This window comes from Micromonospora sp. CNB394 (assembly GCF_000374985.1).
GTDB lineage: Bacteria > Actinomycetota > Actinomycetes > Mycobacteriales > Micromonosporaceae > Micromonospora > Micromonospora marina.
Genome location: NZ_KB895869.1, coordinates 20,108 through 33,828 on the forward strand (window position 1 = coordinate 20,108; position 13,721 = coordinate 33,828).

The following is a 13,721-nucleotide window of genomic DNA, read 5'->3' on the forward strand; positions in this document are numbered from 1 at the left end:
GAGCATGACAGGCGGGTACGGAACCGGCGACGACGTGCCGGGGCACGGCGGCGGCGACACGGCAGCCGACCGGCCGGGGCCGCTGCCGCCGCGCTTCGCCCCGCCCACCGGTCCGGCCCCGGCGCCGGGATCGTTCCCCGGTGGATCCGAGTGGGGCGGTACGCCCGGCCACCCGGCGCGAGCCGCCGTCCAGCCGCCCGCCGGCTACCCGGGCCGACCGGACCCGGCCGGCGGGCCGCCGCCGACGCCCAACGCGGCCTCGTCCGGCGTCGCGACCCCGCCCGCCCCGGCCCAGCCGTCGCCCTACGGCGCCGCACCCGATCAGTCGCCCTACGGCGCCGCGTCCGGTCAGCCGTCCTACGGCGCCGCGTCCGGTCAGCCGTCCTACGGCGCCGCGTCCGGTCAGCCGTCCTACGGCGCCGCACCCAGTCAGCCGTCCTACGGCGGTGCGCCGGCCGAGCCGGGCCGGTCGTCCTACGGCTTCGCGCCGGCCCAGCCGCCGTCCTCCGGCGCCGTGCCGGCGCAGACCTCCCGGCCCGCCGCCGCGACGTACCCGGGACAGCCGGCCGCCTCGCCGTCCTATCCGGGCGGGCCGGGAGCGCCGTCGTATCCGGGCTCGTCCGGCAGCGGTCCGGCGTATCCGGGCCAGCCCGTGTCCGGGCCCGCGTATCCGGGCCAGCCCGTGTCCGGGCCCGCGTATCCGGGCCAGCCCGTGTCCGGGCCGTCCCAGCCGGGCCCCGCGTACCCCGGTCAGCCCGCGCCCATCGGCGGCTTCGGCGCACCGGCGGCCGGCCCGGCGTCCCGGCGCAGCCGGGTGGCGGTGGTGGCGCTGACCCTGGCCGCGGTGCTGACGGTGGTCACCGGCGTGCAGGCGTACCAGATCTACCGGCTCGACGACCGGCTCGCCGCCGCCGACAAGCGGATGGCCGAGGGGCAGGGCGCGGACGCCGGCCGGCTCGACGGCCTGGAGGAGCGCGCCGGCAGCCTGGAGAAGCAGGCCGGTGCCGCCTTCAACCCGGAGGCGGTGGCGAGCGCCGTGCTGCCGAGCGTGTTCCGGGTGCGGGCCGGGCAGTTCACCGGTACGGCGTTCGCCGTCGGCAAGGCCCCGTCGGGCGGCGGCACCACGCTGCTGACGAACTTCCACGTGGTCGAGTCGGTCTTCACCGCGGGTGAGCGCAAGGTGTTCCTGGAGCGCAAGGACCAGCGGTTCGAGGCGACCATCATCGCCACCGACAAGGACAAGGACCTGGCGCAGCTGCGGACCACCGCGAAGTTCACCGGGCTGGTCGCCGCCCGCAACCCGGTGCGGTCCGGCCAGCAGATCATCGTGGTCGGCGCGCCGCTCGGGTTGCAGGACAGCGTCACCACGGGCGTGGTCAGCGCGTTCCGCGAGGACGAGCGCGGCGGCGGTCCGGTGATCCAGTTCGACGCGCCGATCAATCCGGGCAACTCCGGCGGCCCGGTGATCAACGGTTCGAAGGAGGTCGTCGGCATCGCCACGGCCAAGGCCCGCAACGCCGAGGGCATCGGGCTCGCGGTGCCGATCAAGACCGCCTGCGACCGGTTCCGGCTCTGCTGACCGGTGGCCACACCGGCCCGGCCCCACCCATCGACCCCGGCCCGTCGGGCCACCCCACGGGGGACCAGCACATCTGGAGGAACGACATGTCCTACCCACCGGCCGGGGGCGACAACCCGCCCCCGGCGCCGGGGGGCGCGGTCTACGGCAACCCGTACGGTAGCCGGCCCGCGCCCCAGCAGTACGACCCGAACCAGCCGGCGCCGACGCTGCACCAGCCGACCGTGTCCGACGGCGCCCCCGGGTACGGCGGATACCAGCCCGCCGCGCCGGGACAGCCGGGGTACGCGCCGGGTGCCGCCCCGGTGCCCCCACCGGGGCAGCCGATGTGGGCGCCGCCGGTCTCCGTCCCGCCGGTCTCCGGGCCCGGTTACGCGCAGCCGATGTCGGTCCCGCCCGCGTCCGCTCTGCCGGTGTCCGGCCCCGGCTTCGCGCCGCCGCCGATGTCCGGGCCGCCCGGCCCCTACGGCCCGGCGGGTGCCGCGCCGGCGGCCGGCGGCGGCCGGAGGTGGGCCGCGCTGGTGCTCGGCCTCGTCGCCGCGTTGCTGTTCGTCTTCGGCGGTGTCATGACGTTCCTGTACGTCTCCACGAACGGCGAGCTGGACGAGGCCCGGCAGACGGTCAGCCAGCGTGACGGCACGATCTCGGCGAACCAGCAGGAGATGGAGAAGCTCAAGGGTGAGCTGAAGGCGGTCCAGGAGCGGCTGTCGGACACCCAGCAGGACCTGACCGGCACCAAGAACGACCGGGACGAGCAGGCCCGGCAGAAGAAGGTCATCGCGAGCTGCCTGGACAAGCTGACCACCGCCATCGCGGCGGCGTCGCGCGGCGACCGGGCCGCCTTCGAGGCCGCGAACAAGGGCCTGGACAAGGTCTGCGACGAGGCCGAGAACTACCTCTGACCGGCGTTCATCCGAAAGGCCGCCCCGGCTCGCCCGGGGCGGCCTTCGCGCGTCGAACGGCAGGGGTACGCCCACCGCGAGCCGGTGGCGGTGACCCGGCGGGTAGCGGTGACCCGGCGGGTGTCCGGTCCCGCTCTGCGCAGCGGCGGGTCAGGCGGCACCGGCGGAGCGGCGGGTGGGCAGCGCGGTGACGCCGGGCGGCGGCAGGCCGGCCGTGGAGGCCAGCAGCGTGCACCAGCCCAGCAGGTGCGGACCCAGGTCGGCGCGCAGCGGCGTCCAGGAGGCGCGGATCTCGATGTCACCGGCGGCGGGCGGCCCGGCCAGCTCGCCGAAGCGGGTGGAGAGCGTCTGGGTGACGGTGCCGCCGATCGCGCGGTGCCCGGCGCCCTGCACGTCGAGCGCGTCGGTCAGCCAGGTCCAGCCGACGCCGGGGAGCAGCGGGTCGCTGGCGAGGTCGACCTCCAGTTCGGCGGTGACGTACGTGACCAGCCGCAGTGTGCCCTGCCACGCCTCGTGCCCGGCCGGGTCGTGCAGCAGGATCAGCCGGCCGGTGGACACCTCGTCGTCGTCGCGCATCACGGCGGCGGACAGCGCGAACGCGTACGGGGCCAGCCGCTGCGGCGCGCCGACCTCCTCCAGGACGATCTCCGGGCGGGGTGTGACCGACCGCAGCCCCGCGACCGCGCGAGCGAACGTTTCCGGGAGCGCGATCGGGGGGGCCATGCGGGCAGCCTATGCCGCGCTCACCGCGCGGCGCGTGACGGCGCGCCGGGTGATCGACGGTTAACAAGGGGCCCTTTCACTACCGGAGGCGTTAAGCGGGGGCCCTTCCTTCTACGTCACAAATGCGGACGGTGAGCGCGGGGGCGCACCGGGGGCGTGGCACGATTGCCGCGATGACCACCGACACCACGGGCACTGCCGCCCGAGACGGAGAACCCCGCCGCGGCGGGCCGGCCGACTCGCCCTTCGTCCGCGCCTGCCGGCGCGAGCCGGGCCCGCACACCCCGGTCTGGTTCATGCGCCAGGCCGGCCGGTCACTACCGGAGTACCGGGAGATCCGGGCCAACGTGCCGATGCTGGAGTCCTGCCGCCGGCCCGAGCTGGTCACCGAGATCACGCTCCAGCCGGTGCGCCGGCACGGCGTGGACGCGGCGATCCTGTTCAGCGACATCGTGGTGCCGGTCGCCGCGGCCGGCGTCGACCTGGACATCGTGCCCGGCACCGGGCCGGTGGTGGCCGAGCCGGTCCGCACCGCCGCCGACGTCGAGCGGATCAGCCCGATCGGCCGCGACGACGTGTCGTACGTGGACGAGGCGGTGCGCCGGCTCGTCGTCGAGCTGGGCGACACCCCGCTGATCGGCTTCGCCGGTGCCCCGTTCACGCTCGCCAGCTACCTGGTCGAGGGCGGCCCCTCGCGTACGCACGCCAAGACCAAGGCCCTGATGTACGGCGACCCGGACCTGTGGCACGCGCTGTGCGCGCGGCTGGCCGAGGTGACGCTGGCGTTCCTCCAGGTGCAGATCGACGCCGGGGTCTCCGCGGTGCAGCTGTTCGACTCGTGGGCCGGCGCGCTCTCCGAGGCGGACTACCGCCGGTTCGTGCTGCCGCACTCGACGTACGTGCTGGGCGGGCTCGGCGCCGGTGTGCCGCGGATCCACTTCGGGGTGGGAACCGGCGAACTGCTCGGCGCGATGGGCGAGGCCGGCGCCGACGTGGTGGGCGTGGACTGGCGGACGCCGCTGGACGTCGCCACCGGCCGGATCGGGCCGGACAAGGCGGTGCAGGGCAACCTCGACCCGACCGTGCTGCTCGCACCCTGGCCGGTGGTGGAGGCCGAGGTGCGGCGCATCGTGGAGCAGGGCCGGGCCGCTCCCGGCCACGTGTTCAACCTCGGTCACGGCGTCCTGCCGGAGACCGACCCCGAGGTGCTGACCCGGGTGGTCGCGCTGGTGCACGAGCTGACCGCGCGACCGGAGCGCTAGGAGGCGACAGTGGTGCGACCGTGGCGGGTGGCGATCGTCGGTGGCGGGATCACCGGGCTGGCCGCCGCCGTCCGGTTGCGCGACCGGGCCGGTGAACGCACCGAGATCACCGTGTACGAGCAGTCCGGCCGCCTCGGCGGCAAGCTGCACACCGGCGAGCTGGCCGGCGGGCCGGTCGAGTTCGGCGCGGAGTCGTTCCTGATGCGCGACCCGGCCGGTGGCGAGTCGGCGGCGGTGACGCTGGCCCGCCGCCTCGGCCTGGACGCCTCGATCGTGCACCCCACCGTCGGGCAGGCCGCCCTGCTGGTGGACGGCACGTTGCACCAGGTGCCGGGCGGCACGCTCGTCGGCGTACCCGGGGATCTGGACAAGGTGGCCGCGGTCGCGCCGCCGGCCGCGGACGCCGACCGCGACGCGGGCCACCCGCTGCTGGCCGACGGCGAGGACACCTCGGTCGGTGAGCTGGTCCGCAAGCGCCTCGGTGACGCGGTGGTGGAGCGGCTGGTCGACCCGATGCTCGGCGGCGTGTACGCCGGGCGGGCCGACGACCTGTCGCTGGTCACCACGATGCCGGCGCTGGCCCGCGCGGCACGCGCCGAGCACACCCTGGTCGGTGCGGTACGCGCCGCGCAGGCCGCCGCGCCGCGCGCGCCGGGGGCCCCGGTCTTCGGCACTCTCGCCGGCGGGCTGAGCACGCTCGTCGAGGCGGCGGCGACGGCGAGCGGGGCGACGATCCGCCTGGGCGCCGCGGTACGCGAGCTGCGCCGCACCCCGGACGGCTGGCGGCTCACCGTCGGGCCGACCCGCGACGCCGAGCACGTCGAGGCCGACGCGGTGCTGCTCGCGGTGCCGGCCCGCCCGGCCGCCCGGCTGCTCGCCGCCGCAGCGCCCGAGGCGGCCGGCACGGTCGGCGCGCTCGGCTACGCCAGCGTCGCCCTGATCACGCTGGCGCTGCCCGACCCGGCCCTGCCGGAGTTGTCCGGCTTCCTGGTGCCGGCCGTCGAAGGGCTGACGATCAAGGCGTCCACGTTCTTCACCACGAAGTGGGGGCACCTGCGGCGGCCGGACGGGCTGGCGCTGGTGCGCGCCTCGGTCGGCCGGTACGGCGACGAGACGTCGCTCCAGCTCACCGACGACGACCTGGCCGACGCGGTGCACCGGGAGTTGTCGGCGGTGCTGGGCGCGCCGCTGCCGGTCCCGGTGGCCCGGCACGTGCAGCGGTGGGGCGGCGCGCTGCCGCAGTACACGCCCGGGCACACGGCCCGGGTGGCGGCGGTCCGGGCGGCGTTGCGCGCCGCCTGCCCGACGCTGGCGGTGGCCGGGGCCGGTTACGACGGCGTCGGCATCCCGGTCTGCGTCCGCTCCGGCGAGACGGCGGCCGAAGAGATCATCACGGCACTGGAAGGATCGGCAGCATGACCGAGCAGACCAACGCGGCGCGGCTGCGGGAGCTCAACGAGACCATCCGCTACACCATGTGGTCGGTGTACCGGGCCACCGGCCCGCTGCCGTCGCTGCGGGAGAACGTCGTCGACGAGGTCGAGTCGCTCTTCACCGAGCTGGCCGGCAAGGACGTGACGGTCCGGGGCACGTACGACGTGGCCGGGCTGCGCGCCGACGCCGACGTGATGATCTGGTGGCACTCGTCGTCGAGCGACGCGCTGCAGGACGCGTACCTGCGGTTCCGCCGCACCACGCTGGGCCGGGCGCTGACCCCGGTCTGGTCGCAGATGGCGCTGCACCGCCCGGCCGAGTTCAACAAGAGCCACGTCCCGGCGTTCCTGGCCGACGAGCAGCCGCGCGCGTACCTGTGCGTCTACCCGTTCGTGCGCTCGTACGAGTGGTACCTGCTGCCCGACGCCGAGCGGCGCGAGCTGCTGGCCGAGCACGGCAGGATGGCCCGGGGCTACCCGGACGTGCGGGCCAACACGGTGGCCTCGTTCGCGCTCGGCGACTACGAGTGGATGCTGGCGTTCGAGGCCGACGAGCTGCACCGGATCGTGGATCTGATGCGCGACCTGCGGGCCTCCGGCGCGCGCCGGCACGTGCGGGAGGAGATCCCGTTCTACACCGGCCGCCGCCGTCCGGTAGCCGACATCGTCAACTGCCTGGCGTGAAGGAAGGGCCCCTTCTTAACGCCTGCGGTAGAGGAAGGGGCCCTGCTTAACACCCCGAAAGGGTGTCGAGCAGGGCCCCGACCGAGAAGACCGGCGTCAGAGGGTCGTCGTGCAGGACACGATGCCGGGCACCGGGTTCGGCGAACCGCTGCCGTTGGTCACCCGCACGTCGGCCTGGAAGCCGCCGCCCCACGAACCGGTGATCGCGTACGTCGCGGTGCAGCCGCCGGCCGGGTTCGGCGTGCTCGTCGTCCGCGTACCGGTCGGCGGCGTGCTGGTCGGCGGCCGTCCACCTCACGCGTCCACTGACCGGCGGGCGTGTTGCCGAGCTGGCCGACCAGTTCCAGGTCACTGCGGCGCAGGGGCGAGGTGAGTGCGTTGTAGCCCTGCTTGCTCACGTACACCCGGATGTAGTCGGCGCCGAGGCTGGCCTGGTCGAACAGCTCGACCCGGAAGTCGGGTCGCGGCGCATCGGGGTGTGCGGGATGCCGTCCTCGACGTAGCCGGGCCCGCTCTCCGCGAAGCCGAAGCCCGCATAGAAGCCGATCAGGTGCGTCTGCGCGTCGAGCACGCACCGCCGGTCACCCACCACCGCCAGGGCCTCGGCCATCAGCGCGCCGGCCAGGCCCGCGCCGCGGGCGGCCGGCGCCACCACGACCCGCCCGATGCGTGCCACGCCGCCGGGGTCGGCCAGGATCCGCAGGTACGCGACCACGGCGCCGTCGCTGCTCAGCCACAGGTGGCGGGTGCCGGGCTCGACGTCCCGGCCGTCCAGTTCCGGGTACGGGCAGGACTGCTCGACCACGAACGCGTCGATGCGCAGCCGGAGCAGGTCGTGGAAGGTGCGGGCGTCCAGGTCGGCGAAGCCGGCCAGGTGGGACTCGACGGGCATCGGCCCAGGTTAGGCGGCGCGTCTCCGGTCGGCCGCGCGCCCCCGGCGGGACACGTCGGTTCGGCGCGCCGCCGGCGCCCGGTCACGTCAGCCCCGGCACAGCGGCACGTCCGGTTCGACGACCGTCCGGTTGACGATGTCCTTCTTGAGGAAGTCCACCTCGTTCGGGATCGGAACCTTCAGTACCGTCTCGATCGCCTTGGCCAGTGGCTCCGACACGCTGAGTCCCTCACCGGACCGTACCGTCAGGACCAGCGTGGAGCCCCGGCACTTGACGGCGGGCCCGGCGAGCGGCAGCCCCACCCGGCCGGCCGCCGAGCCGTTCGTGAGCCCGATCGAGGCCACGACACCGACGAAGGCCCCGGCGCCCGCGACCGGCAGGCCGATCATGAACCCGAACCGGAACTCCGCGGCCACGACGATTCCCTCGACGCCGATCGACACACCGCTGATGGACTGCACGATGCTCTTCTCCACCGAGAAGGTGGGCGTCAGGAACGACGAGTCGACGTAGCCGATCGGCCCGTGGAGCCCCCACCGGCCGGTGGCCGACAGGTTGCCGTTCTTCGCCGAGAACGCCGTCGACACGAGGAACTTGAACGTCTGCTTCAGCATCGCGGGGAAGCCGCCGATGACGATCGGTTGCTTGATCTCGATGGGAAACTCGATCTTCGCCTTCTTGTTGTCGCTCAGCCCTCCCGCCGCGCCCGCGGCGACGGTGACCGCGAGACCCTCGACCCCGTCGACGCGGAACGACGGGTGCGGGACGACGCCGTTGGTGACCCGGATGTCACCCTGGACGCGAAGGTTCCGGACCAGCAGTTGGATGTCGAAGTCGACCTTGAGGCCGGCGGCGGCCGTCGCGTGCTGGGCGGTCAGTCCCAGCTTCGTGCTGTCCTTGTACGCCGTCACGCTCCAGTCGCCGATGCTCCGCTGGACGCGGTCGGCCGCCCCGGACCCCGGCTCGCGTGCCGGGCCGAGGACGACAGGCGGGGCGACGAGCCGGAACCCGGCCGCCCCGATGGCGTTCACGCCCAGGCCCGCCGCCTCCGCGGGATCAGGCAGGACCGGCGTCGCGGGGCCCTCGTCGACGACCTCCCCGAGCAGATCGGGCAACTCCCCGAACGTCTGTGACTCGACGTCCAGTGCCTGGTCGATCGTGAAGTGGCCGTCCCGCACCACGTCGGTCAGCTCCACGGGTGCCAGCGTCACCGCCCGGTCGCCGCCCACCGGCTCGATCCGCACCACCCGGCCGAGCGCCTCGCTCGTCGCGAACATGATCTTTCCCGGTGCGAGGTCGGCCACACCCTCGGCGTCGCCGTCGATCACATAGGTGAACCCGTCCCCACTCACCGAACGGATGGCACCGCTGCCCCCGGACACGAGCACGACATCCGGCTGATAGACCACCGACGCGTCCGGCTTCGGGCCGTACCCGTACCGGCTGCCGGCCGCCTCGGAGCCGCCGGACCGGACCAGGCCGCATCCGGCGGTCAGCACCACGAGACACGTCAGTGCCGCGACGCCGCCGAACCTCCCTCGCGTCCCACCGGGTGTGCAGGTGCCGCCACCGCGTTCCGTCACGTAGCCACGTCTGGTCATGCGCCGAAGCTAGGCCGTCCGGCGCGTCACCGAATCCGGTGTCTCCCTATCTCTCGACGTGTGCCGGCACCGCGACCGGCTGCCGTGCCGAGGGGTGCCGGGCGGCGCGGTCCGGTGCGCCGGTTCAGCCCTTCGACGCGCGCAGTCCCGCGGCGGTGGCGGTGACGGCGCGTGTGAACCAGGTGCCGGTGCCGGCCGCCGAGCGGGTCCAGACCGCCACGCACTGGGTCACCCGCCCCCGGTGCAGGCAACCGTAGCGGTGCGGGAAGCGGGTGCCGTCGGGAGCCGTCATGGTGGCCGACACCACCCGGCCCGGCACGCCCAGCCCGGCGGGCAGGTTACCGGCGGTGTGCCCGGTGGTCACCTGGCCGTCCTCCTCGTCGTGTCCGCACGCCTCCAGCACGCCGAAGATCTGCCGTACCGCGTCCGCGGCGGCCGCCTCGTCCGGGTAGACCATCGTCTCCTGGGCGATCTCGACGAACTCGTCGGCCGGGGTGCCCTCCGGGGTGACGAAGACCCGGGTGGACACGGTGAGCCGCCGGTCGAGCAGGGGCAGCGGGCGGCCACAGGCGACACCGTCGGAGTCGAGTTGCGCGCTGGCGTACCCGGGGTTCTCGGCCAGGCTGCCGGTCGCGGCGTACCGGTCGCGCAGCGCCGCGGCGGCGCCGCCGTCGGTGGGTGAGGGCGCGGCGAGCGCGGGCGCGGGGGCCGTCGCGGTGCCGGGCCCGGTGGCGGAACCGCAGCCGGCGAGGACGGTGGTCAGGGCCGCCGCGATGATCAACCGTCGGGACACGGAGGGATGCTAGACGGAGATCGACGCCGGTGGTGCCCCGGGAGCGCCCCCGCCGCCGTCAGGCGGGGCGGGCGCCGACCGCGTCGCGTACCTCGGCGCCCTGCTCGCCCTCGACGGCGCGGGCGCAGTGGGCGCAGCAGAAGAATCGGCCGGAGACCTCGACGCCGTGCCCGACGATCTTGATCTGGCAGTGCTCGCAGATCGGCGCCATCTTGTGCACCGCGCACTCGAAACAGTCGAAGGTGTGCCGCGACCCGTCGACGGTGCGCACCTCGAACGCCATCCAGTAGTCGTTACCGCAAACCTCGCAGGCAGCCATGCGAAACCCCCCGAAAACGGACCTGTTATTCGAGAGTCGCGCAGGCGACACCTTCGAGCAACCGGAACCGGCGAACCTGATCCGGCCCGACGGCGAGTCGCTCCCGGCGTGTCGAGCGTTGACCCTGGTGACCGCCGAAAATCCCCGGAGGATTCGTGATCAAGCGCAACAAGCTCTTCGGCAACCAGACCCGGGTGACGTTCTCGCTACCCCGGGACACCCCGGCTGGCACGGTGAGCGTGGTCGGCTGCTTCAACGGGTGGGAGCCCGGCCGGCACGAACTGGTGCCGCGCCGCGACGGCACCCGCACCGTGACGGTCCGGCTCGCGCCGGGGGAGTACCACTTCCGCTACCTCGCCACCGGCGGGGTCTGGCTGGACGACGAGGCCGCCGACCAGGTGGACGAGGCCGGCGGCCTGCTGCGGCTGTGACGCCGCCGTCAGTCGGCGCTGGGCTCCAGCCGCACCGAGATCGAGTTGACGCAGTGCCGGGTGTCCTTGGGGGTGAAGCCCTCACCCTCGAAGACGTGCCCGAGGTGGCTGTCGCAACGCGCGCAGCGGATTTCTACGCGCCGCATCCCGAGCGTGTTGTCCGGGATCTCCTTGACCGCGCCCGGGATGGCGTCGTCGAAGCTCGGCCAGCCGCAGTGCGAGTCGAACTTGTCCTGACTGCGGAACAGTTCCAGCCCGCAGGCCCGGCAGTGGTAGACGCCGGGGGTCTTGGTGTCGACGTACTCGCCGGTCCAGGGCGCCTCGGTGCCGGCCTCACGGAGCACCCGGAACTCCTCAGGGCTCAGCCGGACGCGCCATTCGTCCTCGGTGCGGGGCAGGTCGTTGTCGGAAGGACTCACCGTTCCACGGTACGTCGGGTGTCGGTGGCATCGCATATGGTCGCGTGATGGCGGGCAAGGGCGCGGTCGAGGAAATCGAGGTGGCCGGGCGTACGGTGCGGCTGAGCAGCCCCGATCGGGTGATCTTTCCCCAGCGCGGCTTCACCAAGGCGGACGTCTTCCGCTACTACCTCGCAGTCGGCGACGGGATCATGCGCGCCCTGCGCGACCGGCCCACGACGCTCCAGCGTTTCCCCGAGGGCATCGAGGGCGAGATGTTCTTCCAGAAGCGGGTGCCGCAGCGGGGCGTGCCCCCATGGGTCCGCACCGCGCGGATCACGTTCCCGAGCGGCCGCCCGGCCGACGAGCTGTGCCCGGCCGACCTGGCGCACGTGGCCTGGGCGGCGCAGATGGGCACCGTCGTGTTCCACCCCTGGCCGGTGCGCGCCGCCGACACCGACCGCCCCGACGAGCTGCGCGTCGACCTCGACCCGCAGCCCGGCACCGACTTCGCCGACGCGGTGACCGCCGCCGGTGAGCTGCGCGGGCTGCTCGACGAGTTGGGCGTGCCCGGCTGGCCGAAGACCTCCGGCGGCCGGGGCGTGCACGTCTATCTGCGCATCCAGCCGCGCTGGACGTTCGTGGAGGTCCGCCGCGCCACCATCGCGCTGGCCCGGGAGCTGGAACGACGCCGCCCCGAGCTGGTCACCACCGCCTGGTGGAAGGAGGAGCGGGGCCGGCGGGTCTTCGTCGACTTCAACCAGATGGCGCGGGACCGCACCATCGCCTGCGCGTACTCGCTGCGCGCCAACGCCCGCGCCACCGTCTCCACCCCCGTCGACTGGGACGAACTGCCGGAGGTCGACCCGGACGACTTCCACCTCGGGACGGTGCCCGTCCGGTTCGCCGAGCGCGGCGACCCGCACGCCGGCGTCGACGACGCCCCGTGGGACATCACGCCGCTGCTGGCGTGGGCCGAGCGGGACGCCGCGGACGGGCTGGGCGACATGCCGTACCCGCCGGAGTATCCGAAGATGCCGGGCGAGCCGAAGCGGGTCCAGCCGTCGAAGGACCGCGACCGCCCGCGTCACTGACGCAATACGCCGGGTCACCCGCCGCACGGACCGTCGTGGTCGTTGCGGTGGCCGCACCGCCTGCTGGCGCCGCCGAGCCGGGCATCGCACCAGACCCGGGTACGCACGAACTGGCTGTCCTCCTCGCTCAGCGTGGTCTCGCCGAAGTCGATCACCGTGACGTGGCCGAGCGACTCGCGCAGCGTTACCGCGAGGGCGGCTGCCTCGTCGGCGCTGGTCAGCGTGGTGGGCAGGTGGATGATCCAGCGCTGCTCGGTCATCGTGGCCACCCGCCCGGCGGGGCGTCCGGGTCACGGAGACGGCAGGCGCGATGCTGGGACTGCCACTGCCGCAGCGCCTGGCGGACGCGCTCGGCCTCGGTCCGCGTGGTGATCAGGTCACGGCTCAGACGTTCGAGTTCGTCGGCCACCCGGTCGAGGTGGTCGCGTACCTGGGTGGGGTCGAGGCCCCGCCAGCGCCGGTCGAAGAAGGCGGCGCGGACCTGGTGCGGGAGCAGGCGTTCGCCGGTCACGTAGATCACCGCACGGGCGCCGTCTGCTCGGCGACGAGCGTGTGGATCTGCCGGTCGGTGAGCCCGCGCAGGTCGAGCACCCGCCGGCCCCAGCGGTGCAGCCGGCACGGGTGGGGCGCCCGGTCGTTGCGGCAGCGCGGTCCCTCCGGCCACTGCTCGGGGGCGTGCACGGTGATCGCCCGGACCGCGAAGGTGACATCCTCGGCCGTGACGTAGGGCGGAAGCGGAATGTCGCCCAGGATGCGATCGATCGAGTCCATGACTCTCCTTTGGGGATCGGCGCCAGGTGCGGGGACGGATGCCGGGATGAGGTATCGGGGAAAGGCATCCGTCCCCGCGAACCCGCCGCGTCCCCGGCGGGCACCACAATGGTCAATTCACCTCTGGCCCGAGACAATCTTTCGCGGCAGAATGCAGACCAAGGGATGAGGTGCCTTACGCGACAACACCAAAGGAGATGACGTGGACGACTCGGGAAGCACCGTCCCGCGTAGGCAGCTCGGCAGATATCTGAGAGAACTTCGCGAAGGCGCGCACGTCACGGTGACCGCGGCGGCCAAGGAACTCGAATGGTCGGCACCCCGGATCTGGCGTTACGAAACGGGCCAGGTGCCGATGCACCCGAACGACGTGGAAGCCATGTGCCGCGTTTACGGCGCGTCGCGAGACACCATCGAAACCATGCGCTCGCTGGCCCGGGAAACCAAGGCGCACGGCTGGTGGCACAGCTACGGGGAGGCGATCAAGGACTGGTTCAAGCTGTACGTGGGTCTGGAAGCCGCCGCCACGAAGATCCGCCACTACGAAACGAGTTTGGTGCCTGGACTGCTTCAGACAGTCGAGTACATGCGGGAGCTGATCGCGATCGACCAGCCCAGCCTTCCGGACGCCGAAAGTCAGGCGAAGGTCGACGTGCGGCTCCGGCGGCAGAGACTGCTGGCACGGGCTGTTCCCCGGGCGCCGTATCTGGACGTGATCCTCAACGAGGCTGTGGTGCGTCGGCCGTTACGCGATCGGCACGCATTGGCCCGACAGTTCGATGCCCTGGTGGTGGCCAGCCAGCAGCACAACATTCGGATCCGCGTGCTCCCGCTGGAC

Annotated in this window: 17 protein-coding genes and 1 pseudogene; 8 read left to right on the top strand and 10 right to left on the bottom strand. The window is 73.5% G+C overall.

The annotated features are described in order from the left end of the window. The first annotated feature begins 4 nt into the window (after positions 1-4). Together C569_RS0127760 and C569_RS0127765 are read left to right on the top strand one after the other, a co-directional pair. Positions 5-1,579, top strand: coding sequence for a S1C family serine protease (locus C569_RS0127760; RefSeq protein WP_018788985.1), 1,575 nt, complete (start codon positions 5-7; stop codon positions 1,577-1,579). An 86-nt stretch (positions 1,580-1,665) separates the two neighbouring features. Continuing rightward, positions 1,666-2,481: a hypothetical protein gene (locus tag C569_RS0127765; RefSeq protein ID WP_026268735.1), complete on the top strand. Its 816-nt coding sequence runs from the start codon at positions 1,666-1,668 to the stop codon at positions 2,479-2,481. A 150-nt stretch (positions 2,482-2,631) separates the two neighbouring features. Here C569_RS0127765 and C569_RS0127770 read toward each other — a convergent pair whose 3' ends face one another. Then, on the bottom strand, positions 2,632-3,204 hold the full coding sequence (locus C569_RS0127770; RefSeq protein WP_018788986.1) for a DUF3000 domain-containing protein: 573 nt from the start codon (positions 3,202-3,204) through the stop codon (positions 2,632-2,634). A gap of 173 nt (positions 3,205-3,377) precedes the next feature. Between C569_RS0127770 and hemE the strand changes: the two genes are divergently transcribed. The 3 genes from hemE to hemQ are packed head-to-tail and all read left to right on the top strand — an operon-like array spanning position 3,378 to position 6,583. Beyond that, positions 3,378-4,466: a uroporphyrinogen decarboxylase gene (gene hemE / locus C569_RS0127775; RefSeq protein ID WP_018788987.1), complete on the top strand. Its 1,089-nt coding sequence runs from the start codon at positions 3,378-3,380 to the stop codon at positions 4,464-4,466. Positions 4,467-4,475: 9 nt separating this feature from the next. Next, the gene (gene hemG, locus C569_RS0127780) at positions 4,476-5,885 is read left to right on the top strand and encodes a protoporphyrinogen oxidase (protein WP_026268737.1); all 1,410 of its coding nucleotides are present in this window, start codon (positions 4,476-4,478) and stop codon (positions 5,883-5,885) included. Further along, complete coding sequence (hemQ, locus tag C569_RS0127785; RefSeq protein ID WP_018788989.1) at positions 5,882-6,583, top strand: hydrogen peroxide-dependent heme synthase; 702 nt, start codon at positions 5,882-5,884, stop codon at positions 6,581-6,583. Before hemG ends, hemQ begins: the two co-directional genes overlap by 4 nt. A gap of 138 nt (positions 6,584-6,721) precedes the next feature. Here the strand turns inward: hemQ and C569_RS32775 are convergent. The 5 genes and pseudogenes from C569_RS32775 to C569_RS0127810 all read right to left on the bottom strand — a co-directional run. Continuing rightward, positions 6,722-7,089: pseudogene (locus C569_RS32775) on the bottom strand (lytic polysaccharide monooxygenase); the annotation flags it as partial. After that, positions 6,978-7,475 carry a GNAT family N-acetyltransferase gene (locus C569_RS0127795; RefSeq protein ID WP_018788991.1) on the bottom strand — a complete coding sequence of 166 codons (498 nt, stop codon included), beginning with the start codon at positions 7,473-7,475 and terminating at the stop codon, positions 6,978-6,980. The gene C569_RS0127795 and the pseudogene C569_RS32775, both read right to left, overlap by 112 nt. A gap of 87 nt (positions 7,476-7,562) precedes the next feature. After that, positions 7,563-9,077 carry a hypothetical protein gene (locus tag C569_RS0127800; RefSeq protein WP_196806807.1) on the bottom strand — a complete coding sequence of 505 codons (1,515 nt, stop codon included), beginning with the start codon at positions 9,075-9,077 and terminating at the stop codon, positions 7,563-7,565. 124 nt (positions 9,078-9,201) lie between these two features. Then, on the bottom strand, positions 9,202-9,870 hold the full coding sequence (locus tag C569_RS0127805) for a hypothetical protein (protein ID WP_026268738.1): 669 nt from the start codon (positions 9,868-9,870) through the stop codon (positions 9,202-9,204). A 58-nt stretch (positions 9,871-9,928) separates the two neighbouring features. After that, positions 9,929-10,189 carry a hypothetical protein gene (locus C569_RS0127810; protein ID WP_013284826.1) on the bottom strand — a complete coding sequence of 87 codons (261 nt, stop codon included), beginning with the start codon at positions 10,187-10,189 and terminating at the stop codon, positions 9,929-9,931. A gap of 155 nt (positions 10,190-10,344) precedes the next feature. Here C569_RS0127810 and C569_RS0127815 point away from each other — a divergent pair, with 155 nt between their 5' ends. After that, positions 10,345-10,620 carry an isoamylase early set domain-containing protein gene (locus tag C569_RS0127815; RefSeq protein ID WP_018788995.1) on the top strand — a complete coding sequence of 92 codons (276 nt, stop codon included), beginning with the start codon at positions 10,345-10,347 and terminating at the stop codon, positions 10,618-10,620. A gap of 8 nt (positions 10,621-10,628) precedes the next feature. On the opposite strand, the gene msrB is transcribed toward C569_RS0127815, so the two are convergent. Next, positions 10,629-11,075, bottom strand: a complete 447-nt coding sequence (gene msrB / locus C569_RS0127820) for a peptide-methionine (R)-S-oxide reductase MsrB (protein ID WP_369754135.1) — start codon at positions 11,073-11,075, stop codon at positions 10,629-10,631. 11 nt (positions 11,076-11,086) lie between these two features. On the opposite strand from msrB, the gene ligD reads away from it, so the two are divergent. Continuing rightward, a complete protein-coding gene (gene ligD / locus C569_RS0127825; RefSeq protein WP_018788997.1) occupies positions 11,087-12,112 on the top strand; it encodes a non-homologous end-joining DNA ligase in 1,026 nt (341 codons plus the stop codon). A gap of 14 nt (positions 12,113-12,126) precedes the next feature. On the opposite strand, the gene C569_RS0127830 is transcribed toward ligD, so the two are convergent. From C569_RS0127830 to C569_RS0127840, 3 genes are read right to left on the bottom strand one after another with little or no spacing between them, the layout of a single operon-like run. Beyond that, on the bottom strand, positions 12,127-12,372 hold the full coding sequence (locus C569_RS0127830) for a hypothetical protein (protein ID WP_026268739.1): 246 nt from the start codon (positions 12,370-12,372) through the stop codon (positions 12,127-12,129). Beyond that, entirely contained in the window at positions 12,369-12,632 is a 264-nt protein-coding gene (locus tag C569_RS0127835; RefSeq protein ID WP_018788999.1) for a DivIVA domain-containing protein, read from the bottom strand. The genes C569_RS0127830 and C569_RS0127835 overlap by 4 nt, the downstream gene beginning before the upstream one ends. Further along, complete coding sequence (locus C569_RS0127840) at positions 12,629-12,883, bottom strand: hypothetical protein (RefSeq protein ID WP_018789000.1); 255 nt, start codon at positions 12,881-12,883, stop codon at positions 12,629-12,631. Before C569_RS0127840 ends, C569_RS0127835 begins: the two co-directional genes overlap by 4 nt. Before the next feature lie 202 nt (positions 12,884-13,085). Here C569_RS0127840 and C569_RS0127845 point away from each other — a divergent pair. Beyond that, on the top strand, positions 13,086-13,721 hold a 636-nt coding region (locus C569_RS0127845), incomplete at its 3' end, for a Scr1 family TA system antitoxin-like transcriptional regulator (protein ID WP_018789001.1).